Consider the following 25,842-nt stretch of genomic DNA (forward strand, 5'->3'; position numbering starts at 1 on the left):
TACATCAGAGTGAAGAATTTAGGGCTCAAAATCATTTCAATCATTGCCCTATTGGCAGTGGTTATTTTCAGTCTTCTTATGCTGAAAACGATTTCCCAATATCTGACCTTTGAAAAAACCACGGGTTTTCTGGCCTTCAAACAACAGGTCGTCGGTAATCCTTATTGGATGGCCTTTTTCTATATTCATATCTTTTCCATTACTCTTTGCCTTTTGGCGGGTTTAACTCAGTTTTCGACTCAGTTTTTAGCAGAAAACAGAAAGCTGCACAGGATCATTGGAAAAATGTATGTGTATAATATTCTCATCATCAATGCTCCGGCATGTTTTGTACTTGGACTCTTTTCAAATGGTGGAATTATAGGAATCACCGGATTTATTTTGCAAGATATCCTTTGGGCTTATTTTACCATCATGGCTGTATTTTCCATAAAAAAAGGGAACATTATCAAGCATAAAAATGATATGATTCTCAGCTACTCCATTACTACCACGGCCATTACTTTCAGAATCATCAAGAACCTGTTTTATAACAAAGCGCAGCATGATTATGAACTTTTTTATGGACTAAATGTCTGGGCAGCACTCTTTATCAATCTTTCCATCGCCTATATAATCCTTAGAAAAAAAAGATCTCCGTTATCGTTCAAAAGAAGCATTCGTAACGAAAAGATAAATACTGACAGATGAAACAATCAGAAATGCTACGATGAATATTAAAACATTAAAAAGTTTTTTATACCTGCTATTTTGAGTCCAGCGATTGAAAAAACGCATAACCACATAAGATATTCCTGAAAATATAGCCAAAATAGAAAGAAAAACAACAAGTAAAAACAAATAAAGCCAGTCGAAATACATATCGTTAATTGATAAAGTTATAATAATTTAAAATAATATTCTTATCTGGCAAAATTGAGATTTGCAAGAAAAATATAAACACTTAAGGATGAAATCACAAAAAATGATCCTATAAATATCAGAGTATTAAAAAGTACCTCATATTGATGTCCTCGGGTCCAACGGTTGAAAAAACGCATGATCAAATAGGAAATCCCTCCAAAAACAGCGACAATAAAAATGATCGCAAGATAAACAGTCGGCATAGTATTAATTTTTGTAAATCTATTATTTTAAATTTACAAAAACAATGAAGAATATAGCATCATCCCTTCAAATACTACTAATTTAGATGAATATTTATGTTTAAAAACAAAAAATAGAATATGGAAATTAAAAATCTGGATCATCTTGTACTAACCGTTGCGGATATTGATAAAACCATTGAGTTTTATACTCAAATCATGGGATTTGAAGTCGTTACTTTCGGAGACAACAGAAAAGCGCTTATTTTTGGAAATCAAAAAATCAATCTGCATCAAAAAGGAAAGGAATTCGAACCCAAAGCAGAAAGTCCTACCTGCGGGTCTGCTGATCTTTGTTTTATTGCCAAAACCAATATTCAGGAGGTTCTGGAAGAACTTAAGCAGAAAAATGTACCCATCATTGAAGGAATTGTAGACAGAACTGGCGCTGTAGGAAAAATAAAATCTGTTTACTTCCGTGATCCGGATCAAAACCTTATTGAAGTAAGCAACTATTACGAGTAAAGTCTATTATAAATACAAACCACAAAATTCACAAAAGATCAGACATATTATCTGGTAAAAAATATAAGGTGAGTTTTGTGGTTTTTACTTATCAATTAATCTCGATTATGGGTAAATAACGTCCATCATGTTTGAAATCCTTTATAACTTAGCCTTCAAACTCAGCAATAAACACAAAACATCTTGAAAAACAAACCATTAGCAGCAAATTTATTTCATAAAACAAATCAAATTTGTCTAAAAAAATACATCAAAATATAAGCGCGAATTAAAATAATGACCAAGTTCAAAAAATAATCACATAAAATTGATCTAATTCTTTAATTTTCAAATTTAAAGCCTTAATTTTGAAGCGGAAAATTCAGAACATTCAGATTCTTCAACAACTATGCGCATGAAAAAAATGATGATCGGGCTTTGTTTGGCTCTATCTGTTATTGTTTGGGGGCAGAAAAAACCTTCTAAGACAACTAATCTTACCCCTTACAGCTATCAAACATTCAATTGTGACAACAAGGGATATTTTGATGCAACCAAATACGAAAAAGAAGAAATAGACGGCGTTAATAAGCTTTTATATAAATTCAACGGGGTTCATTTTGATACCCGTCCTATTTTTAAATTATCCAGTCTGGAAGAAGTCCGTAAAAATAAGGAGGCTCATCTGCAAGATTTGGAAAAACAATACCAGGAAAAGAAAGCAGAACTTTACAATCTTAAAGTGATTGATCTTCCTATGTGGAAAAAGATGCATGAAGATGCCATCTACACTTTTGAAAACGAATATGAACTGAATAAAGAAGAAATTCTTGCATTTTCCGACCCTTCCACTCTTAAAAACAGCAAATTCTACGAAACCTGCAGAGAACCTATTGATGCCATCTCAACTCCTGACAGAGAAAAAATGTTTGCCACTTGGAAAGCTTATACAGAGTTAAAAAGCAAAAATAATTCTGATCCGCAGGGAGTAATGAACCGCTTCAATGCAAAACTGAATGATCCTCAAAGTGAAGATTACGCACTCATTGACCTGATTGGTCTCAGTTTCCACAACTGCGCCAACAGCAGCTTCAGACAGAGACGTGATGATGAAGGAACTGCCTACAAAGATTTTGACAAGATCTTTACTAAGTTGAAGAAAAATTGCGACATGCCGTAATAATCAAGATACTGAATATCTAAAAAATAATAATGCAGCACTCATTTATGGGTGCTGCTTTTTTATGGAATCAGATTTAAAATATAATCCAGCCCAGGTTTCATTTTTTCTCTTTAATGAAAATAGCAGGTTCGAATTTGTGAGAACAGTTAATGAACGGTTAAAGGAAGGTTAACAACCTTCTGTTTCTTTGTCAACATGGGAAATCCTTTTACTTTCGTTGTTCTAAAAGGCTTAATCAACCATGGATTTTATTTATTATTTATTTTCGGTAATCATCAGTATCGGGATTTCAGCTCAAAAGTCGCCCACTGTTGTTCCTTTCTCTTTAGAAAATCACTCCATTTATATGTATTGTAAGGTGAATGATTCCGCTCATGTTAAATTTCTTTTTGATACAGGGGCAGACGGTTCGGTGATCAATATCAATTCAAAGAAAAAATTGAATCTGAAAGTAGATGGAACATCTGAAAACCGAGGCTCTAACGGAACAAACACCGTGGAATACAGCAGCCATAATACCGTGCAATTTGGAAACATAGACAAAAAAGATGTTCTTCTTACCCTTATTCCTTATAACTCTGCAAATTTTGACGGTGTTTTCGGTACAGATCTGATGAAGGGAAAAATTGTTGAAATAGACTATCATAAGAATGAAATTCGCTTTTATGAAGAAAATACAACCACTTTAGACCTTTCCGGGTATGAAAAAATGAAACTTCACCTCATTGATAATTATCCGGCTATAGAAAGTACGATTACCGTAAACGGCAAGGAATATTCCGGGATTTTCGGACTCGACAGCGGAGCTGATGATGCCCTTACCATTGCCGCTCCGTTTGCAAAAAAGAATGAATTGGCTAAGTTCATGAAAAAAATAGGAAAAGCGACAGCCCAAGGGTCAGATGGTTCCGTATATGAAATGCCGGTAGTCGTTTGTCCATCCATACAATTTGCTCAAAAATACCTTTATAATGTTCCTGTCACTCTTTCAAGTTCTACAGAAGGAATTGATGCAACCGAAAAAATGGCGGGATTCTTTGGAAATCAGTTTCTCAAAAGATTCAATACCATCATCGATTTCAAAAATCAGTTTATCTATTTTAAACTGAACAAAAATCTTTACTCTGAATTCAAATAATCGAACAATTTTACTCACAAAACACAATTATTATTGTTAATTGCTCTTTTGAGGAATATTTTTTGCTATTAAGATTCCGTATCAAAATAACCTTAAAACTTGAGTATTCATGAAGATCAGAGTCGTAATTATTCTTTCCCTGTCTCTATTGCTTACCTCCTGTCAGTACAGTGAGAAACAACAGAAGATGATTCAGCAGATTGCAACATCCAGTAATGCCATTTATGAAAACGCATTCAGAAAGAATCTTCTTGTAGAACTTTCTAAGAGAGATATCGTTCAGCTCTCTTCCCATGAAAACCAGAAAGTTGCACTCTATTTTTTCAGGATTCTTGTAGAGAAATATCCAGAAGCATGTTTCGAAGTTTTAATCAAAAATCTGAACAACAAAAAAACACTTGATGTACACACAAGCTACGATACCATTGAAGAGCTTACCGTTCCGGATGCCATGATGTTTTATAGCATCAGCAAAAAGGATATTTTCACCAAAGAGCAGAAAGAAAAGCTTTTCGGGATCATCATCAACAATTTTGAACAGCAATCTCATCTGGAAGGCTATCTGTTTTTATACCTTGATGATCACAAAAACACTCCTGATCCACAATATTATCAACCGCTCAGAAAACTGATGGAGAAGAAAAGAGACAACAGACTGTACGGAAATAGTACGTTGTTGAATTATATGGCTAACTACAACAAACCGCAAGACAGCCTTCTGATCAAAGATTTCCTCTATCAAACTGCGAATGGAAGTATGAATGCTCCTACTCACATGAATCCCGCCGTCGATTTTATCAAAAATCATCCAAAGCCTTCCTATTTTCCCATTTTAGAGGAATTTTACAATAAACAGGTTAAAGGAAAAGCATTCAGTGCTTATGATTCTTTTTTCGAGCTTGAAGATCTTACTATTGCCACACTTCAGTATAAAACAGAAAAAGCTAGGCAATTGCTAAAAAATATTGCTTTCCACACCACCTATAAGCCGGAAGAAAGCGGTACTGCCATCAATGAGCATCTTTATTTTCTTTTAAAGAAATATGATTCTTCAAACTATTTTTCTGAGATTAGCAACGCCATATCTCCTAAAATAAATAAAGTTAAAATGGATTCCGTTGTATCAAAGCATGACCGTTGGGATCGATATATTCATTAACATGAAAAAAAACGATTAGGTTAATGCTTTGATTGCCATTATTCCCAACCCCGAAAAAACAATTGAATAAATTAATAATGAATACGTTATGATTTTTCAAATTTAATTGCTTAATTTTGCACCCCGAAAATAAGGATTAGATATATGAAAAAAATTGGTGAGCACAGAACGCTTCTTGGAGTAGATAAAAATGTTACTCTAAAAGAATTAAAGACTATTTACAGAAACGTGATGAAAGACACGCACCCTGATAAATTCATTAATGATGAAGCCGGAAAACTGGAAGCTGAAGAAAAAAGCAAGTCTGTGATTGAAGCGTATCACTTTTTGGTAAGTATCAATGCTGAAACACAGGAGAAATATAAAGAAGAATATACTGAAACCATTACAAAATCCAACATTCAGGATTTTTATCTGGAGAAATCTATTCTAACGGTTCAGCACCTGAACGGAAATATGTATGAGTATATAGGAGTACCTAAAAACACGTACATCAAGATGATCAATGCCGATTCACCAAGCCGTTTTGCAAGAAGACACATCTATGGGAATTTCGTTTACAGAAAGTCCGGAGAGGCTATGGCAGACTAATTTTTTCAGTAACGATATATAAAAGAACCTTCGAATAATTTCGAAGGTCTTTTTTTCTGACCAGCGTATACCATTATATGAGCAGCTTTCCATATGCCCCTCACCCTTTTATAATGATCTTTTGCGGTTATTAAGTACTCCATCCCGGTCCCTTTACCCATCTGCCGCCGTTATGTATCTAAAGCACGGGGTTCGTAAGCCCAAGCTTGGGGTTCCAAATACCAAATTTTCGGTTCTGAACATCATTTTTGGGGTCTGGGAACCTATCCGGAGAGGTCTTTTACCCCGTCAGACCAGTTCAGAACCTTATAGGATAGGTATAATAAAGGTTTATTAGGCTTCAGGATCTTATCAGATGATTTAAAATAAAAAAGCGCCTCAGAAATTCTGAGGCGCTTTTGGTTAATTAAAGGTTGTGTTATATTAATCTAAGTGTTTAGGAGTATATCCGTCTTCACTTAGTTCTCTGTGCTCATAATCGGCCTTCATTTCAGCTTCATAGTCTACTTTGGTATCTTTACCCATTCTTCTTAAGATCGAATCGAATAGAGAGTATACTACCGGTACAATGATCAAGGTAAGGAATAGTGACGATGTCAAACCACCGATTACTACCCATGCAAGACCTTTGTTCATTTCAGCTCCCGCTCCTGTTGCCAATGCGATCGGTAACATACCGAAAATCATCGCAATGGTAGTCATCAGGATCGGACGAAGACGTGCGTGGTTTGCCTGTACTAACGCGTCGTGAGTATTAGCTCCCGCAGCTTTTCTGGCATTCGTAAAGTCAACGATAAGGATCGCATTCTTCGCAACCAAACCAATCAACATGATCATCCCTAGCATGGTGAAGATGTTCAATGAGTTGGCTGTTAAGGCAAGAATTACCATTACCCCGATCATCGCCAACGGAATTGAGAACAATACCACAAACGGATACACGAAACTGTCATACAATGAAACCATTACCAGGTATACCAATACGATAGCTGCCAATAAGGCAATTCCCAACGTACCGAAACCTTCCTGCTGGTTCTCCATATCACCACTCCAGATGTAATCTACCCCTACAGGTTTATTCTTACCATCCATGAACTGTTTAGACCATTCATCGGCAACGTCTCCTACTGGTCTCCCTACTGCTTTTGCTCTTACTTTTACAGAAGGAGATTTGTCTCTACGCTCAAGTAAGCTTGGCCCTGAACCCATTTTTACATCTGCAAACTGGCTCAGACGAATCTGCTGCCCCTGAGGGTTTGTAAACATTAGGTTTTTAACATCATCAATAGATTGTCTGTTGACGTCTCCAAAACGGATATTAATATCATATTCATATTCTCCAGCTCTGAATTTTCCATCTGTATTTCCATTGAATGCAGTCTGCATCGTTTGTCCTACACTGGAAAGATTCAATCCTAAAGAAGACATTTTATCTCTGTCGATGCTTACCTGAACTTCCGGGCTTCCTGTATCTGTAGATAATTCTGCGTCTACGGCTCCTGGAACCTTCTTCAATAATTCAAGAAGTCGGGTTGCTTCTTTTACAGCAGTCGCGTTATCCGGTCCGGTTACTACCATTTCGATTGGAGCATTTTCAGCCCCCATGATACCGATTGGAGCAGTTTTGAATTCAACCCCTGTGAATTTCTCTTCCAGCTGTCTTTTTATTTTCGCTGCTTTGATGTTGGTACTTTCAGAACGGTTAGATTTGTCTGTTAAGTTTACCTGAACTTCCGACTGGTATGTTGTTGCCTGAGCCCCACCAAAACCGGTAGACTGTTGCCCTACTGTAGTAATAAGGTCTACAACATCATGGTCGTTTCTTAGGAACTTCTCAACGTCTAATGTCAATTGGTTGGTTTTCTCAACGGTTGCATCTTTTGAAAGTTCCATTTGTACTAAGAACTGACCACGGTCAATCGGTGGGAAGAATTCAGTTCCGATGAAACCGAATTTAGCCAACATGAATGAACTTATTAGAAGGACGAATGTGATCACTACAGTTGAGATTCTTCTTAACGTAGTTTTAAGACACCATTCAAGAACTCCTGTGATCCAGTGCGTGAATTTGTCGATCAGCCCTTCAAACCAAAGGATGAATTTCTCAAACCAGTTTTTACCTGTTAAATGTTCCAGTTTACCGAATCTTGATGATAACCAAGGAATGATGGTAAATGAAGCCAATAATGACAGTAAGGTCGCAATAACTACCGTGACGCAAAACTGTGCCAGAATGTTTGCTACAAGTCCTGAACTCATGGCAATAGGTAAGAATACCACAACGATTACCAGGGTAATTGCTGCAACGGTAAATCCAATCTCAGAAGCTCCATCATAGGCAGCTCTGATCTTGCTTTTCCCCATCTCCATGTGACGGTAAATATTCTCCAGTACTACGATCGCATCATCCACCAAGATACCTACCACGAGCGATAGCCCAAGTAAACTCATCAAGTTCAAAGTATATCCCATCAAGTTCATCCCAATGAACGCTGCCACAAGGGAAGCCGGGATAGAAACCATTACGATAAATGCGTTTCTGATACTGTGAAGGAATAGTAGCATTACAATAGCTACGAGGATAATCGCCAAGAACAAGTCGAAAATAACGTGGTTGGCAGATTCAAGGGTAAATTCTGTAGTGTCGTTTACAACTTTCACTTTTATACCCTGAACTTTATAGGCTTCTTCTACTGATTTAATGGTTTTCTGAACGCTTTCCGATACAGCCACCGCGTTGGCATCCGACTGTTTTTTAACCTGCATTAAGATGGTTGGAAACTGATTGAATCTTGCTACTTTTTCAACATCCTTCTGAGAGTCAAAAACAGTGGCAATGTCTGATAAACGAACCTGAGCTCCATTTTTATTGGAAACGACAAGGTTGTTCATATCTTCAATCGATTTATATTTTCCTGATAGTCTGATCGTAGATTTTGTGGTTCTCGTTTTCAGACTTCCTGTTGGGAAATCCAGGTTGGAAGATAAGATAGACTGTTGTACATCTGCTATTGAAAGGCCATACCCCTGTAGTTTTTTCTCATCAAGGTTTACCTGAATTTCTCTTTCCTGGCCTCCTACAAGATCTACCTGAGCCACACCGTTTACACGGGAGAAGATAGGTTCTATTTTTTTATCTAAAAGGTCATAAAGGTCCTTACTGTTCAGTTTATCTGATGAGATACTCATGGTAATAATGGGTAAATCATCTAAGGAGAATTTATTCAGGGACGGTGCTTTTACGTCATCCGGAAGGTCTGCCAAGATTGCATTTACCTTACGCTGTGCATCGTTCAAAGCATAGTTTACATCTGCTCCATCGTTCAGCTGAACCATGATGATGGATAAACTTTCGTATGAGGAAGATTCTACTTTTTTTACGTTTTCCAAAGATCCTACGGCATCCTCAATCTTCCGGGTAACGGAGGTTTCCACCTCTGCCGGTGAAGCTCCCGGATATACCGTGGAAATGGTTACCATGTTGGTTTCAAACTTCGGAATCAATTCGTATCCCATGAGCGTATAACTCAGGATACCTCCCAACGTCAGAATTGTAAATAATACAATTACCAGCGAGGGTCTTTTAATCGATATTTCTGCTAACTTCATAGATCTGCTACTTTATAATGTTCACTTTAGATCCGTTGTCCAGGTTGATCTGTCCGCTTGTTACTACCTGCTCTCCTCCATTCAATCCGCTTAATACCTGAACTTTATCTCCGTAAACTTTTCCGATGGTTACTTTAATCAATTTAGCAACACCATTCTGAACAACGAATAATTGTCCTGAACTTACTCCATTTACAAAGGCTTCTGCAGGAACTGTCAGCATATTTTTGGTTTCAGCCCCATTGTTTGTACTGAATTTAGCGGTTGCGTACATCCCTGCTTTTAGGTTTCCTCTATTCTGTACTTCAATTTCTACTGGGAAGTTCAAAGAAGCATCACTTTTAGGAGCAATGAATGTAATTCTTCCTACGAAAGAATCTTCCGGTAAAACGTTTACTTTAATAGGAACTTCCTGACCTAACTGGATTTTTCCGATCTGGCTTTCGTCTACTAAAACTGAAAGTTTTAAGCTGTTGATATTAACAATCTCAAACATAGCTGTTCCTGGAGAAACTACAGTTCCCGGTTCTACCATTTTCTTGTTAATAGTACCGCTGATTCCTGCACGGATGCTTGTATCATTTACTTTTACACTCTGCGCTTTAACGGCAGCCTGCATGTTTTTCAGCTGTAATCTTGAGTTATCAAGCTGTTGTTTGGTTACTCCTCCTGTTTTGTATGCATTTTCATAACGTTGGTTATCGATAATGGCATTTTGAAGGTTATTCTGAGCCTGAGTAACGTCTACTTCGATAGCATCTCTTTTAATGGTAGCTAAAACCTGTCCTGCTCCTACTCTTGATCCTTCTTTTACCAACACATTAACGATACGTCCTGAAATTTCAGAAGACTGATTCATTTCCTGCTTAGGAAGGAAAGTTCCGTTGGCAGAGTAATCTGTATCAATATTTTCTCTTGCTACGGTAACGATATTAACATTGACTTTATCTACCTGCTTGGCAACCTCTGCTACTTCTTTCGTCTGTTTTTCTTTGTTCCCGGCAATCTTATAAGCGGCTAAACCTACGAGTACAGCTGCTACGATGATATATATTAAAGTTTTTTTCATTGTTTATTATGGGTTTTGTAATGTGTTTAACTCTCCTTTTGCTTTTATTACTTTTATCTCAGCCTGTTTATAGTCAAGCAATGCATTTGCATAGTTTTGTTTGGCCTGTGTAAGAGCATTTTCTGTATCCAGTACTTCAGTAAGTGTTGCTAAACCGTATTGGTAGTTAGACTGAGTATTTTTCTGTACTTTTTCTGCCAGGTCCACATTATCTTTCATGCTTTGAATATTGATTATCGCATTCTCCATATTGGTAATTGCGTTTTTATAATCTAAACTCAAATTCAGTTTCTTGTTTTGAATATCCTGATCCAGATCCTGAATATCAATTTCCGCCTGTTGGATCTGAGCTTTGGTAGCTCCACCCATAAAAATTGGAATTTTGATAGCCACCCCTATTGAAGCATAGTCTCCCCAATTGGTTCCCTGACTAGATCCTGTAGCGTAAGGAAATTTATTTCCCAGCCCTTGCCAACCATAGTTTGCTGAAAGGCCTACAGTAGGATAAAGATTAGCCTCTGTTGCTTTTTTGCTGAATTGTAAAAGCTCTTTTTGTTTATTTAAAACTTTTATTTCAGAACGGGTTTCCAGGTTAACGTTAGTTTCCAGAAGTTGAGGATTCGGCACTATCGTTTTTTCTTCAAGCTCAATCGCGTTATCAATAGGAATTCCCATGTAGAACTTCAATGAGTTTTTCGAAACCTCAACAGAGTTGATCAACTGTTGTTTATTAGATTTGATATTGGTAAGCTGAACGTTGGTACGATCCAAATCAATTGGTTTTGCCAATCCGTTATCCACTAAACTTTTGATGACGTTTCTTGTACGCTCTGTATTAGCGTAGCTTTCTTCTACCGTTTTTAGGTTCTCTTCCTGAACAAATACCTGATAATATGCTGTAGCAACATTTTCGATGATCTGCTCATTTGTCAGTTCAGAATTCAGAAGATAGAATTCTCTTGTAGATTTTGCCGCTTTAAGACCGATAAAAACTCTTTGATCAAAAATATTCTGATTCAGGGTTACTACGTTTACAGATTGCCATTTTGTTCCAAAAGCTACCGGAATAAGTTCTCCTGGTCTGCCTAAAATCTCTCCTGGAAGCACAGATTTCTGCAAAATTGGATTGTAGGTATTGTTTATCGTTGCACTGATCTGGGGTAAAGCTCCGGCTCTGGCCTCATCAATTTTATATTCGGCTTTTTTGACCTGCAAAGCAGCTTTTTTAGCTTCTGCCTTATTTTGGAGTGCCTGCTTTATTGCTTCCTGCAGAGAAACCTGCTGTTGGGCAGACACGGATGAAAAGCCGAAAATCATAAATGCTGCAGCTATCCCAATCTTTAGCTTTTTAGCAGTTATACGTTTTCTTTTCATAATTTTATACTTCGTTTATTTTTTAATTTAATTTTCAATCATTATTTTATTTCTAAAGGACGAACCATTGTGGGAAATACTTTAGATTTTTTTAATTTTTAAACAACATATTGATAATAATCTCTTTACGTTCAGAAATAATCTTATCATATTCTTCGTCGTTTATCATAAGATTCTCCATAAATAATGGTCTTATGGCACTTGGGAAAACCAATAGAGATACCATATTCAGGATAAACTGAACGGGAGCCATTTTTTCAATATTTCCCAATTCCATTTCTTTTTCGATGTCGCTATACATCTGGTTCAGAACATCTTCTTCAATTTCTCTCTGATGACAGGTTCCTTTATTGATCTGTGAAACGATGTAAGTTTCCAGATAAGGGTATTGAAGGCTTGTAGCAAGGCTACTTTCTATGAATTTACTGATCTTCTCTTTAAAAGGCAGATCTGCATTCTGAATAATCTTTGATTTCTCCTGCTCTACTTTCTGAGCTTCATCAAAGATGATCTGTAACAGCTTATCTCTTGATCTGAAGTAATAGTTAATTAAGGTTCTGTTTACTCCTGCGGCATCGGCAATCTCCTGCGTAGTAGCATCAAATTTTCCTTTCACAAAGAATAAATTCTTCGCTGTCTCCTTGATCAATTCCTGTGTTTGGTCTTTTTTTGCTTGATTTGACATTTTTGTTAAACAAATTTGTGCAAATTTATAGTAAAAAATATTTTTGACAAAATTGTTAAACAAAAAAATTAAACAGAATTGTTATGACATCCATCATATTTTTGAAAAGAAAACAAATGAAATTCTACTTTATAATTGATTGAAAGTACATCCTTTAAGAAATAATGATAGAAAATTAGAACTTTAATAGAAACTGAAACTATTATACAAAAAAGACCATTCCTAAAAAAATGGTCAATGAAAAGCAAAAAAAACGGGCAGAAAATTCTGCCCGTTTTGTATTTTATAGTAATTTGATCTTATCTTCCTCAATATCGATAATCTTATCTTTATAAAGTCCGCCGATCGCTTTTTTGAAATTTTTCTTACTCATCTGAAGTTCATCTTTAATCTCTTCAGGAGTGGATTTGTCTGATACATATAGAAGACCGTAATTTTCTTCCAGTTTGTTCAGGATTTTCTGTTTGAATTCATCAATATTTTCAAAACCTTCCAGTTGCAGAGAAACATCTATTTTACCATCCTCACGAATTGCTTTGATATAACCTGTTTCTTCAGATAATGGATATAGTTTTTTGAAAACATCGGAAGTGTAGATCAGTCCGATATATTTTTTATTGATGATTACATTCCAGCCCAATTCACTTTCATTCATCATGATCAGGTCTACTTTATCTCCTTTTTTAAATGGAAGATCCTGATATTGTGGATTTCTCTTGAATTTTGTAGTTCCGGTGATCAGTTCCATATCTTCTTCAACGTATACATGAACCAGATATCTTTTCCCTTCAATAATTTTTGTTTTCTGCTGCTTGTAAGGAATAAATAAATCTTTAATGATTCCCCAATCCATAAATGCTCCACTTGGAAGACTCTGTACGCAGCTCATAACAGCAAATTCGCCAACTTCTGCCAAAGGAATTTCGGTAGTCGCTTTTAATTTATCATCATCCTGATATACAAAAACCTCAACATATTCTCCCACTTCCTGCTCATCACGAATGAAGATTTTAGGAAGAAAAGCTTTTTCAGCGGATTCTTCATCTGTTAAGATCCATCCTGAGTTAATTTTTTCTGAAATTTTTAAAGTCTGAGTTTTTCCGAGTTGCATTGATGATAAAATTAGCTGACAAAGGTACGGAAATAAAGTCAAGATTCAGAAAGGCATCATAAAAATCAGATTTCGGGTATCGTGAAAAAACAAATAGAGCCTGTCTTTATATTTGTTGTAAGACAGACTCTATTATGAGTAGTTTTATGGGAATTATTAATCTATGAGATCAATATTCATCTTAATAAAAGCTATTATTCTTTAATCCATTTAATCGTTTTATCTATAGTTTCAGATTTAATATGAATCAAATATTCTCCTCTAATCAGTTGTTCTACATTATGAGAAGTCACTTTTCCACCATCCAGTTTATTGTTAAGTTTGCTGAATACTAATCTTCCACTGGCATCATAGATCCTAATATCATGTGTATTATTTGCCTTAGTAAATTTAATATTCAATATACCTTTACCGGGATTAGGATAGATTAAAAATGCATCATTATCTTTAGTTAATTCATTTACTGCTAACGTTTGACCAGCAATATTAAAATCTGATGGATTGATATGATAGAAAACATTTCCTACACTCGCGACCATAATTCTTGCTTTTGAAGTCGTAACATTAGGAACTGTTATCACTTGCGAACCGTCATTGGGAGTAGATGCTAAAAGTGTAGTTGGATAAGTAAGACCTCCGTCTGTAGAAAGTAAAATACTTACATTGGCACAACTTACAGGTGAAGCCGTTGTATTGGCAACATTCCAGCTTACGGTCTGCGTACTGCCTCCAACCCATGTAACTGCTGAAGCAGGTGCTGTTACTCTGAATGGCCCCGAACCTCCATTTACTGTTATGGCAACATCATCATTGGCAACTCCTCCACAACCTGCATTGTTGTCTCTTACGGTTAGTCTAAAATTTAAAGTTCTGGCATAGGTAGGCCAAACTTCACCTTTCGTTACACTATTACTTAATACATCCTGAAGTCTCGGAAAATATCTATAAGGAACCGTTACCGGTAAATATGATCTGAATAAAGGGGCATTACCTGTTGCTGCATTCCAATCTCCGGCAGGACCAATATCATTTTGTTCCCAAGAGTAAGTAAGTGCATTTCCTTGTGCATCTGTAGCGGAACCCGTTAGTTTAAAAGGAGTATTTAGAGGAATGGTATAATTATTCCCAGCATTAACAACAGGTGCTGTATTGGAGACATTCGTAGTCGTTTGGCATATTTTAGACTTCACTGTTGAAGTTATAGACTCAAAAGAATTGGTATGAAACATCGCAATACTGTTTGATGCCAAATCATTTACACTATCACAAATTCCCGCATATCCCATAATAGTAATACCACTTCCTGGCTCTACAGCATTATCTGCTTCGCGATTACCATTACAATCACCAGTTGTAGCATTAAAGGTATGAGGCCCTCCGAATTGATGCCCCAGCTCATGGGCTACATAATCTACATCATAAGGATCTCCAACAGGATTGGATGAGCCCGTAATTCCGCTGGCTTTTCTTTTATTTATACATATTCCACCTATATCTGCCAATCCGCCGCCACCAGTACTGAATGTATGCCCTACATCATAGTTTGCAGCACCTATTCTGGTGTTAATCTCGGATTGACTTTCGTCAATTAATACATCAGAATTATTATTACCACTAAAAGGATCTGTAGAAGCATTTGTAAAAATAATGCTGTTTTCATTTGCTATAAGTACCAGTCTTACGGCCAGTTCTTTCTCATATATACCATTTACCCTGTTTACAGTAGTTACAATAGCAGAAAGAGTCTGAGCAACAGTAGGTGAAGAAGAGCCAGTGGCCGCAACAGCATATTCACCGGTGCAAGCTACTGCCAATCTGAAAATTCTGATTTGATTACCGATACTGGCAGTTACACTTTTTTGTGCAGCTTTTGCTTCTGTTGGCAATGTATTTCCCAGTCCACAACTTGTTATCTTATTGTTAATTAAGTCTTCTTTTCTGTACACTACATAATTATCAATATCACCTTTTGCATAAGGATCAATATACAAGTCACCTGTTACCGCAGACTGTATCTGAGCGTGAAACCCTAATTCTGTGAAATCCAGCTTTACAGTAGCGTATTTATCATCAATTCCTTGCCCTGTAAATGTTACGAGCTCTGGAAATTTTGCAGCCAGTTCGCTATCCATTATAGAAGATTTCCAGATTTTGAATTTGGCTTTTGTTCCATCAGGCATCGGGAGAATAATAATTCGAGCGTTATCTTTGGAATCATTGTCTTTTAATTCAGGAACAGAATTAAAATAGCTTTTCATTTTACCTACGTTCAATGTGTAAGTAAGAAATTTTTCAGGTTGTACCGTTCTCTTCGTAAGTTCAGTTTTAATACTTCTTTCATTAGCTTCTGTAAAGAAATCCTGAGCTTTCCCTAAGGAAAAAGAGAGAACAAACAACGCTGAATACAATAAACGTGTTTTCATCATAATATGTGTTTAAAATAATTTTCTACATAATCAAAATATTTCAGGTTGAATTATATCAATTTAACAATCTATTTGATTTTTTTATTTCTTTTCGAATAGTTTGAATAATAATTTCAACTTACTGATTTACTGACAGTTAAACCACTTCACAAATATAATAAAAAGTTTTTAAAAATAAAAAAGCACCACACTTAAAGTATGGCGCTTATATTTATTATTAGAAGTTTAAAACCTTATAAAGATAAACTTCAGATATTTTTATCTTACATGTGGATAGGTCTCTTCGCAGTAGCATCCAACGCTGCTTCTTTGATTGCTTCAGCGTAAGTTGGGTGAGCGTGAGAGCTTCTTGCAATATCTTCAGCACTTGCACGGAATTCCATTGCAATTACCCCTTCAGCAATAAGGTCGGCTGCCCTTGCACCGATGATGTGCATACCAAGAACTTCATCTGTTTTTTCGTCTGCAATAATCTTAACAAGACCATCGATATCACCACTTGCACGGCTTCTTCCTAATGCTCTCATTGGGAAAGAACCTACTTTGTAAGCTACACCTTCTTCCTTCAGCTGCTCTTCAGTTTTACCAACTCCTGCAACTTCCGGCCATGTATACACTACACCTGGGATTAGGTTATAGTTGATATGTGGTTTTTGTCCTGCTAATATTTCAGCAACAAGAACTCCTTCTTCTTCCGCTTTGTGAGCTAACATTGCTCCTTTGATAACGTCTCCGATCGCGTAAATGTTTGAAACATTAGTCTGTAAGTGATCGTTTACTTTTACTCTTCCTCTTTCATCAAGTTCAACGCCTGCTTTTTCGAGAGCTAAACCATCTGTATAAGGTCTTCTTCCTACAGAAACTAAACAATAGTCACCTTCAACTACTACTTCTTCTCCTTTTTTATCTTTTGCAGTGATCTTTACAGTATCTCCATTTCTTTCAACAGCAGAAACAGCGGTAGAAAGCATAAATTTCATACCTTGTTTTTTAAGAACTTTAGTCAATTCCTTGCTTAAAGCTCCATCCATTCCAGGGATGATTTTATCCATAAATTCAACAACAGTTACCTGAGCTCCTAGTCTTAGGTATACTGAACCTAGCTCAAGACCGATTACTCCACCTCCGATTACTACTAAATGCTTAGGAATTTCTTTAAGATTTAAAGCTTCTGTAGAAGTAATCACTCTTTCTTTGTCTAAAGAGATGAAAGGTAAAGAAGACGGCTTAGAACCTGTCGCAATGATTGTATATTTAGATTCTATGGTTTCTGAAGAACCATCATTTTTTGTAATTTTGATCTGAGTAGCAGACTCAAAGCTTCCTAATCCTTCAAAAACAGTGATTTTGTTTTTGTTCATCAGGTAATTGATCCCGTCTGTATTCTGTTTTACCACTTCGTTTTTACGCTCAATCATTCTGGCAATATCTGCCTGAGGCTCGTTGATGATAATTCCGTGACCTGCAAAATTGTGTTTTGCATTTTCGAAATGCTCAGAGCTGTCAAGAAGCGCTTTTGACGGAATACATCCAACGTTAAGACAAGTTCCGCCTAAAGTTGAATATTTTTCAATAATTGCTGTTTTGAAACCTAACTGAGCTGCACGGATCGCAGCTACATATCCTCCAGGACCAGAACCTATTACGGTAACATCGAATTGACTCATGTTATTTTATGAATTTTTTATTATTATCTATCTTTATTCTCACAAATTTACGTATAAATTACCAAGCACCAAAGTGAGTTTTATCAATTTTACAATCGAAAAATTTTAAATAAATTATAGCCTTTACAAATCTACGTTCACTTTACCGCTTCCGATAGTACCGGTGCTTTCAAAATAAGAACCGCCATATACATACCATTCCAAACTTTCCAGATATTCTACTGCATTTTCCGGGGTTATCTGTGAGCGGTCTTTTTTTGAAACAATACCTTTATACCATCTTCCTGATTTGGAAAAGGCCTCGTATTCAACAAAATAATGAATCCATATTCTTTGGCATAGTTTGCATTGTTGGATCTTCACTTCTCCATATCTTCCGTTAGTATGATCTATCCCCAATTCCGAGCTTCTAAATTCCGTATAGCTGGCGTCAGGTTTTTCACAAGCACATCCTATTCTATGGATAATTTTCATAAATTTTAATTTTAAATAATATTTTACGCGAAATTAGTGCTTTTTCTCTTCATAGGAACATGAGAGAATAATCCAAATGTCTTTTTCTTTTTTGGAGGAATAGGCAATAAGAATACATTACAATGTAATGATTAAAAAAAGTATTTATGATATTTCCGGATGAAAATTTCTCATGATGGTCTTCTATCGGTCTCGTTTTACAAGCTCTAATAAAACTCTTTCATATTCATCAAGAATAATATTTTTTGAAAATCTTGATCTGATAGAATTTTTAATAGCATCCCGATTATATTGACTGTGCAATACTTTTACAATTTGCTGGGCAAAGTTTTCATAGTTTTCAATATTAGAAACTTCTCCATTCACGTTATGCTGGATAATCTCGTTAATCCCTCCGGGGCAGTTATTGGCCAGTGAATAAGTTCCACAAGCGCCTGCCTCCAAAAGAACGTTTGGAAAGCCTTCATATCTTGAGGAAAGAATAAAAAGATCCGCATATTTCAAAAACTGATAAGGATTTTCCTGTCTGCCATGAAAAATAACATTTTTGAGTCCTAAAAACTCTTTTGTCTGAAGCAAAACATCTTTGTCTTTTCCATCTCCCAGAATATGGAGCAGAATATTATCATTTTTAAGTCTTGAAAAAACTTTCAACAGATTGTCAAACCCTTTTCTGGCTGATAGATTTCCAATGGCAACAACGTTTTTATAGTTGTATTTAAAACATTCGGGTTTCAGAGAAATAGCAAGTTTATCATCAATAAAATCAAAATCTACAGGATTGTTGATCTTGACAATTTTCTTCTTTTTAATATTAAAATTATTGACAAGGTCTTTCATCATATCATCACTCTGAGCAATAATTTTCTGATAGTTATTGTAAAAGTTATAGAAGAATTTTATTTCTTTTCGGGTAACGTGCTCGGTAACCACATTAGTTTCTCTCGCAATAAATTTAGTTCTTGGAAAAAGTTTGATAAACAAAGACAAATAAGCATTTACTTCTCCAAAACCGGAGAACACAATGTCAGGTTTTCTTCTGTAGATTTCTCCTAAAATAGGTTTTAAAGAATGTCTTATTCTTTCGGTATTGATATCGATAATTTCGACATCTTTTTTCAGAAAATTAAGATATCCGCCCTGTTTACGTAAAAGCAAAATCTTAGGTTCAAACCTATCTCTGGAGAGATGATTCGCTATAGTAGTAACTATTCTTTCTGCGCCCCCGGTTTCTAAGTCCGGCAGAATAAATATGACAGATATTTTTTTCATCTTATCAAAGTTACTAAAAAGTTTCGTTACGTGTCAAATATTGGTACGCTGAAGATTACTGTAATGATGGTTATTAACAGAAATTAACTATCCTTTAAAATATATTGAACTTTTGCAGGACTTATCTAATAAAAAAGTAAGCTCTTTTGTAAAAGAACTTACTTTCTATTTTTTATGTTTTGAAAAATTAATTCGCTACGTCACTTATAAATTTGATTCTCAGCATTCTTACTTCTTCGTCAGAGAGTTCGTCCCCGAATTCATCCAGTAAAACTTTCATGCTGTCACTTTCCGATTCATTCATAAACTCCATGAATCCGTCTACGATATCTTCATCAAAATTATCTTCGATATAATAATCAATATTCAATTTTGTTCCCTGATAAACGATTCTCTCCATTTCTTTGAGAAGTTCGTCCATTGAAAGATTTTTGGCTCTAGCAATGTCTTCAAGGTCAATTTTTTTATCGGTACTCTGGATAATGAAAACTTTATGGCTCGACTTGTTGGCCACCTGTTTCAATACCATATCCTGAGTGCGTTCTATATTATTATCTTCAACATATGTTTTGATATAATCGGCAAACTCTTTCCCGTATTTTTTTGCTTTTCCTTCTCCTACTCCATAGATTTTATTGATTTCATCTACTGAGATCGGATACTGAACGGTCATATCTTCCAAACTTGGATCCATAAAGACCGTATATGGTGGAATGCCATGTTTTTTGGCTACTTTTTTTCTTAATTCTTTTAAGAGATTAAAAAGGTTTTGATCCAGACCTCCACTAGCCTGTTGCTGTACCTGGTCGCTTTCTGCTTTTGCCTGAGTAAGATCAAATTCTCTATCTTCAGCTATTAAGAAGGTTTCTTTAGATTTGCCACTCAGTACTTTTCTTCCCTTTTCGGTAATTTTTAAAACACCGTAGGTTTCAATATCTTTTTGTAGGAAGTTCTGAACCGTTGCCTGTCTTAGAATCGTTTTCCAGTAATTATCTTTTTCATCTTTTCCGAAGGCAAAATGAGAAGACTGTTCCAGTTTATATGATTTTGTAACAGCTGTTTCTTTTCCAACGATTACAGAAATCAAATCTTTAGCTTTGAATTTCTCTCCGGTATCATTAATCAGTTCCAGAGATTTTTTCAGATCCGCAGTAGCATCTTTTAGTTTTGGAGGATTGGACGAATTATCGCACATATTGGCTCCATCTCCTTTTACAGGATCAAAATTTTCTCCAAAATAGTACAAAATATACTGTCTTCGGCTCATAGACGTTTCAGCGTATCCTACGACTTCGTTCAAAAGCTGTAACCCAATTTCTCTTTCTGAAACAGGTTTCTGTGCCAGGAATTTCTCCAGTTTCTCGATGTCTTTCGGATCGTAAAATGCCAAACAATGCCCTTCTCCACCATCTCTTCCCGCTCTCCCCGTTTCCTGGTAGTAGCTTTCAAGAGATTTTGGAAAGTCGTAATGAATAACAAAACGAACGTCCGGCTTGTCAATTCCCATTCCAAAGGCAATGGTTGCAACAATCACATCTACTTCTTCCATCAGGAATTTATCCTGATTGGCGACCCTTATTTTTTGATCAAGACCCGCATGATAAGGAAGGGCATTGATGCCGTTTACCTGTAAAAGCTGAGCAAATTCTTCAACTTTTCTTCGGCTAAGACAATATACAATCCCCGATTTTCCTTTATGCTGATTGATAAATTTAACGATTTCCTTATCTACATTGATCTTCGGACATACCTCATAATAGAGATTAGGACGGTTAAAACTTTCTTTAAACACCAATGCATTGGTCATTCCTAAAGTTTTCTGGATATCGTCCTGAACTTTAGGCGTTGCTGTTGCCGTTAAAGCAATCACCGGTACATTCGCGATCTTGTCTATAATCTGTTTAAGATTTCTGTATTCCGGTCTGAAATCATGTCCCCATTCTGAAATACAGTGTGCCTCATCGATAGCGAAGAAGGAGATCTTCACATCTTTTAAAAAGTCCAGATAATCATCTTTGATCAATGATTCAGGAGCTACATACAGAAGCTTGGTTTTTCCGTTTTTAATATCGTCAAAAACCTGTTTGGTCTGCGTTTTGTTTAATGATGAATTCAGTACGTGTGCTACTCCATCATCGGATGAAAGACCATTAACGGCATCTACCTGGTTTTTCATCAACGCGATTAGGGGCGAAACGACTATTGCCGTACCTTCCGAAATAAGTGCCGGAAGCTGATAACATAATGATTTTCCACCTCCAGTAGGCATCAAAACAAATATATCCTTTCCATTCAATAGGTTGTCTATAATCTGTTCCTGCTGTCCCTTAAATGTAGAAAACCCAAAATACTTTTTCAATTCGCCTGATAAATTGGCTTTTTTTGCGCTCATCTAATTTTCTATTGCTAAATTTGCATGTCACCCAAAGTTATAAAAATTCTGCTTAAAATAAAAGCGAACGAATTTATAAAAAATAAAATTTATATTAAATATTCTTTTTAAAATATAACGTTTTTTAAGAACTTTTTTGTATACCTTATCATCATAAAATGGATAGAACCAACATTATATCAATTGCTAAAAGCACTTTAGAAATAGAAATTTCTGAACTTGAAAAATTAAAAAACAGAATTGATGAAGAATTTGCCCAGGCAGTAGAGATTATTCATTCCGCAAAAGGTAAACTTATTGTAGTAGGAATAGGAAAATCTGCCCATGTCGGTAATAAAATTGTTGCAACATTGAATTCTACTGGTACACCATCTCAGTTTTTACATGCTTCGGAGGCTATCCATGGAGATTTGGGAGTTATCCAGAAACAGGATGTGGTATTATGCATTTCCAATTCCGGAAACTCTCCTGAAATAGCCAATCTTGTTCCTTATTTAAAGGATTATTCTTCTGCTTTAATAGGAATGACAGGAAACAGATCCAGCAAACTGGCTGAGTTTTCTGAAGTAATTCTGGACACCCATGTAGATGTAGAAGCCTGCCCTAATAAACTGGCGCCCACCAGTTCTACAACCATTCAAATGGCACTGGGTGATGCGCTGGCTGTTGCTTTAATGGAACTTAATGATTTCAAAGCGAATGATTTTGCCAAATTCCATCCAGGAGGAAGTTTAGGTAAAAACCTTACAGCTAAGGTAGAACAGTTTTTATCTTCACAAAAACCTCAGGTTGCTGAAGATGCTCCGATAAGAGATGTTATTATTTCTATCAGTGCCTCAAGCCACGGAATTACAGTGGTTACAAACGAAAACCAGATCATTGGAGTGATTACGGATGGAGATTTAAGAAGAATGCTGATGAAAGGAGAAGATATCACTAAAGTATTGGCGAAAGACATCATGTCTGCCCATCCAAGAACTATTGAGAAAGAAGCTCTGGCTAAAGAAGCAATGAAAATTCTTAAAGAAAACAATATCGGGCAGCTTGTGGTTACCGAAAACGGAAAATATTTTGGAATTATTGATCTTCACAAGTTACTTGATGAGGGAATAAACTAATGATATTGAGTCATTTTTTTAACCAGATATTCAGAATGTATTTAAAACAATGTTATTTCAAGAAGCAGAACGCAGCAGAAGTTGCCAAAATTTGTAATTGTTGATGTTTTTATCATATAAACAATCGTTTTAAAATAGCATCAGTGATCCCGTTTATAAACTTGAACAAAATCATGACTAATAAATTCTAAATACTGATTATTATTTCATAATTTCGCAGACTTAATCTGCTATCCTCATACGGTGGCATTTTGATAGATTCTATTATATGGACAATAAAAAAGACATGTCCTTTCTCGGGCATATTGGAGAGCTAAGAGGACATCTGATCCGTTCGATGATTGCTATCGTTGTTGCTGCTTTTATAGTGGGTTTCAATATTAACTGGATTATGGACCATATCTTTTTTGGTCCTACAAGAAATGATTTCCCTACGTTTAAGGTTGTTAACCATTTTTCGAGAATGATTTTAGGAGAAGACAGTATTCATCTTCCTAAAGACTTCCCGGTTCGTGTACAGAGGTTATATCAACAATTTAATGTGATGATGGCAGTTTCTGTTTTTGGAGGGATGGTAGTGGCATTTCCGTATATTGTATGGGAATTGTGGCGTTTTATTGGTCCTGCATTACATCCTAAAGAGAGAAAGAATTCTATTTATATCATCAATGCAGTTTGGATGCTTTTTATGACCGGTGTTTTATGTGGGTATTTTTTAATTCTTCCGTTTGCGGTTAATTTTGGAGTCATTTTCAAAATTTCAGATATCATTGTTCCTCTGTATGATTTGAGTGATTATACCACTTTATTTTTACAGGTGGTTTTGGGAATGGGTGTTATTTTCCTTTTCCCTATTCTGATCTATTTCCTTACAAGCATAGGAATTCTGACTCCAACCTTCATGAAGACTTACCGTCGCCATGCGATTGTTTTAATCATGGTGGTTGCGGCAATTATCACTCCGGCAGATGTTTTGAGTATGATGATGGCAGCATTCCCATTACTTATCTTATACGAATTCAGTATTATGATGTGTACCTTCACGTATAAAAAGGTACAGAAAAGCAACGGAAATCTTCCGGCAGTACAGAAGTAAGTTTCACTTCAAGATAAATAAACAGGCGTATTTTCATTGATGAAAATACGCCTGTTTTCTTTTCGTATACGATCAATGCTCAGTTTTTGGTATGTCTTTTGAACATCAGGTATGGAATTTTTATTTACCCCGCCGCATTGAATTTAATTTTATATTTTTGAATAGATATTAATAAAGCTAAAAATGAAAAAGCTATCATATACCCTTCTATTTGCATCAGGATTGGCTTTCGGCCAGTTCTTCGAAAAAGATAAAGTCTTCACCAAACAGGATACTTTAAAAGGTTCCAACACCGCATTCCGGGATTTTTGGGATGTAAAGAAATACGACCTTTCTGTAGAGCCGGATTTTAAAGAGAAAAGTATTAAGGGCACTAACAAAATAAGCTTTGAAATTATTAAAGATGCAACCAATCCTGTGTTCCAGATCGATTTGCAGCAACCGATGAAAGCGGACCAGGTAACGGCTGATTTCCCTATAGCCAACTACAAACAGAACGGTGATTTTATCTTTATTACTACCAATAAAAAGTTTAAAAAAGGAGAAAAATACACCATAGATGTTACCTATTCCGGAAAACCAACAATCGCTAAAAATGCCCCTTGGGATGGCGGATGGGTTTTTACCAAAGATAACAATGGAAATCCGTGGATGAGTGTTGCCGATGAAGGAATTGGCGCTTCGATCTGGCTTCCAACCAAAGATATTTGGAGTGATGAGCCTGATAATGGAATCATTATGAAAATCATTACACCCAACGATCTCGTAGGCGTAGGAAACGGAAGACTGATTGACAAGAAAACCGAGGGCGGCAAAACTACTTATACCTGGCAGGTAAAAAACCCAATCAATGCGTATTCTATTATTCCAAATATTGGAAAGTATGTCAATTTTAAAGATACTTTCAATGGCGAAAAAGGGAAGTTGGATCTAGATTACTGGGTATTGGATTATAATTTGGAAAAAGCCAAGAAACAGTTTCAACAGGTAAAACCGATGCTTTCTGCTTTTGAATATTGGTTCGGCCCCTATCCTTTCTATGAGGATTCTTATAAACTGGTGGACTCGCCTTATTTAGGAATGGAGCATCAGAGTAATGTGGCTTATGGAAACGGTTACCAGAACGGTTATCGCGGAACCGATTTTTCGGGAACAGGAGTAGGTTTAAACTGGGATTACATTATTATTCATGAAAGTGGTCATGAGTGGTTTGCCAATAATATTACCGCAAAAGATCAGGCGGATATGTGGATTCATGAAAGTTTCACCATGTATTCTGAAGTTCTGTTTACCGAAAAGTATATGGATAAAAAATCGGCTGATACCTACGCTATAGGAATTCGCTCAAAAATCCAGAACGATGTGCCCATTATTGGAAAATATGGAGTAAGAAATGAAGGAAGTGGAGATATGTATCCGAAAGGAGCAAGCATGATCCATACTATAAGACAGGTCATCAACAATGATGAGAAATTCAGAAAGATCTTAAGAGGATTGGGGAAAGATTTTTACCATCAGACGGTTACCACCCAACAGATTGAAAATTATATCTCTTCAAAATCCGGAATTGACTTTTCAACCGTTTTTGACCAGTATCTTAGAACGATAATGATCCCTACGCTTGAGTATTCTCAAAACGGAAATACATTAAAATACCGTTATACAGATGTTGTAAAAAATCTGAAATTGCCTGTCATCATCAATGGAAATCAAACCATCACTCCTACTGAAAACTGGCAGACCGTAACGCTTAAGAAAAATACTCCGGTTGAGTTTAATCCCAACTATTATATTCATTATAACAATGTTCAATAAATTAAATTTAAGAAAAGTTTAAGACTTTGGTTCGTAACATAATGAAAAAAAATGCTACTATTTATTAATTACAA

The 25,842-nt window shown here is 36.0% G+C and carries 19 protein-coding genes; 9 read left to right on the forward strand and 10 right to left on the reverse strand.

Annotated features, from left to right (window positions below):
- Positions 1–9: 9 nt before the first annotated feature.
- The 6 genes from ACL9RH_RS06920 (at position 10) to ACL9RH_RS06945 (ending at position 5,660) form a co-directional block, all read left to right on the forward strand.
- Positions 10–690 carry a DUF2306 domain-containing protein gene (locus ACL9RH_RS06920; RefSeq protein ID WP_422692604.1) on the forward strand — a complete coding sequence of 227 codons (681 nt, stop codon included), beginning with the start codon at positions 10–12 and terminating at the stop codon, positions 688–690.
- A 536-nt stretch (positions 691–1,226) separates the two neighbouring features.
- Positions 1,227–1,610, forward strand: a complete 384-nt coding sequence (locus ACL9RH_RS06925) for a VOC family protein (RefSeq protein ID WP_422692605.1) — start codon at positions 1,227–1,229, stop codon at positions 1,608–1,610.
- 394 nt (positions 1,611–2,004) lie between these two features.
- Complete coding sequence (locus ACL9RH_RS06930) at positions 2,005–2,769, forward strand: hypothetical protein (RefSeq protein WP_422692606.1); 765 nt, start codon at positions 2,005–2,007, stop codon at positions 2,767–2,769.
- A gap of 244 nt (positions 2,770–3,013) precedes the next feature.
- A complete protein-coding gene (locus tag ACL9RH_RS06935; RefSeq protein WP_422692607.1) occupies positions 3,014–3,910 on the forward strand; it encodes a retropepsin-like aspartic protease in 897 nt (298 codons plus the stop codon).
- Positions 3,911–4,019: 109 nt separating this feature from the next.
- The gene (locus tag ACL9RH_RS06940; protein WP_422692608.1) at positions 4,020–5,069 is read left to right on the forward strand and encodes a hypothetical protein; all 1,050 of its coding nucleotides are present in this window, start codon (positions 4,020–4,022) and stop codon (positions 5,067–5,069) included.
- Between the two features lie 144 nt (positions 5,070–5,213).
- Entirely contained in the window at positions 5,214–5,660 is a 447-nt protein-coding gene (locus ACL9RH_RS06945; protein ID WP_422692609.1) for a KTSC domain-containing protein, read from the forward strand.
- A 423-nt stretch (positions 5,661–6,083) separates the two neighbouring features.
- Here ACL9RH_RS06945 and ACL9RH_RS06950 read toward each other — a convergent pair whose 3' ends face one another.
- The 10 genes from ACL9RH_RS06950 to recQ form a co-directional block, all read right to left on the reverse strand.
- Positions 6,084–9,269, reverse strand: a complete 3,186-nt coding sequence (locus ACL9RH_RS06950) for an efflux RND transporter permease subunit (RefSeq protein ID WP_422692610.1) — start codon at positions 9,267–9,269, stop codon at positions 6,084–6,086.
- Between the two features lie 7 nt (positions 9,270–9,276).
- On the reverse strand, positions 9,277–10,338 hold the full coding sequence (locus ACL9RH_RS06955; RefSeq protein ID WP_422692611.1) for an efflux RND transporter periplasmic adaptor subunit: 1,062 nt from the start codon (positions 10,336–10,338) through the stop codon (positions 9,277–9,279).
- A gap of 6 nt (positions 10,339–10,344) precedes the next feature.
- Positions 10,345–11,712 carry a TolC family protein gene (locus tag ACL9RH_RS06960; protein ID WP_422692612.1) on the reverse strand — a complete coding sequence of 456 codons (1,368 nt, stop codon included), beginning with the start codon at positions 11,710–11,712 and terminating at the stop codon, positions 10,345–10,347.
- A gap of 91 nt (positions 11,713–11,803) precedes the next feature.
- Entirely contained in the window at positions 11,804–12,397 is a 594-nt protein-coding gene (locus tag ACL9RH_RS06965; protein ID WP_422692613.1) for a TetR/AcrR family transcriptional regulator, read from the reverse strand.
- Between the two features lie 283 nt (positions 12,398–12,680).
- Positions 12,681–13,508, reverse strand: a complete 828-nt coding sequence (locus ACL9RH_RS06970) for a CvfB family protein (protein ID WP_422692614.1) — start codon at positions 13,506–13,508, stop codon at positions 12,681–12,683.
- A gap of 194 nt (positions 13,509–13,702) precedes the next feature.
- The gene (locus ACL9RH_RS06975; protein WP_422692615.1) at positions 13,703–15,931 is read right to left on the reverse strand and encodes a reprolysin-like metallopeptidase; all 2,229 of its coding nucleotides are present in this window, start codon (positions 15,929–15,931) and stop codon (positions 13,703–13,705) included.
- A 266-nt stretch (positions 15,932–16,197) separates the two neighbouring features.
- Positions 16,198–17,601: a dihydrolipoyl dehydrogenase gene (lpdA, locus tag ACL9RH_RS06980; protein ID WP_422692616.1), complete on the reverse strand. Its 1,404-nt coding sequence runs from the start codon at positions 17,599–17,601 to the stop codon at positions 16,198–16,200.
- A 123-nt stretch (positions 17,602–17,724) separates the two neighbouring features.
- Complete coding sequence (locus ACL9RH_RS06985; protein ID WP_422692617.1) at positions 17,725–18,075, reverse strand: hypothetical protein; 351 nt, start codon at positions 18,073–18,075, stop codon at positions 17,725–17,727.
- A 183-nt stretch (positions 18,076–18,258) separates the two neighbouring features.
- A complete protein-coding gene (locus ACL9RH_RS06990) occupies positions 18,259–19,347 on the reverse strand; it encodes a glycosyltransferase (RefSeq protein WP_422692619.1) in 1,089 nt (362 codons plus the stop codon).
- A gap of 187 nt (positions 19,348–19,534) precedes the next feature.
- Positions 19,535–21,739 (reverse strand): DNA helicase RecQ, encoded by a 2,205-nt coding sequence (gene recQ / locus ACL9RH_RS06995; RefSeq protein WP_422692620.1) that lies wholly within the window; start codon positions 21,737–21,739, stop codon positions 19,535–19,537.
- 158 nt (positions 21,740–21,897) lie between these two features.
- On the opposite strand from recQ, the gene ACL9RH_RS07000 reads away from it, so the two are divergent.
- The 3 genes from ACL9RH_RS07000 (at position 21,898) to ACL9RH_RS07010 (ending at position 25,768) form a co-directional block, all read left to right on the forward strand.
- Complete coding sequence (locus tag ACL9RH_RS07000) at positions 21,898–22,857, forward strand: KpsF/GutQ family sugar-phosphate isomerase (RefSeq protein WP_422692621.1); 960 nt, start codon at positions 21,898–21,900, stop codon at positions 22,855–22,857.
- A 268-nt stretch (positions 22,858–23,125) separates the two neighbouring features.
- Entirely contained in the window at positions 23,126–23,953 is an 828-nt protein-coding gene (gene tatC, locus ACL9RH_RS07005) for a twin-arginine translocase subunit TatC (protein ID WP_422692622.1), read from the forward strand.
- Between the two features lie 183 nt (positions 23,954–24,136).
- The gene (locus tag ACL9RH_RS07010; RefSeq protein WP_422692623.1) at positions 24,137–25,768 is read left to right on the forward strand and encodes a M1 family metallopeptidase; all 1,632 of its coding nucleotides are present in this window, start codon (positions 24,137–24,139) and stop codon (positions 25,766–25,768) included.
- The last annotated feature ends 74 nt before the right edge of the window (positions 25,769–25,842 follow it).

It is taken from the genome of Chryseobacterium sp. Mn2064 (genome assembly GCF_049319685.1).
In the GTDB taxonomy this organism is placed as follows: Bacteria; Bacteroidota; Bacteroidia; order Flavobacteriales; family Weeksellaceae; genus Chryseobacterium.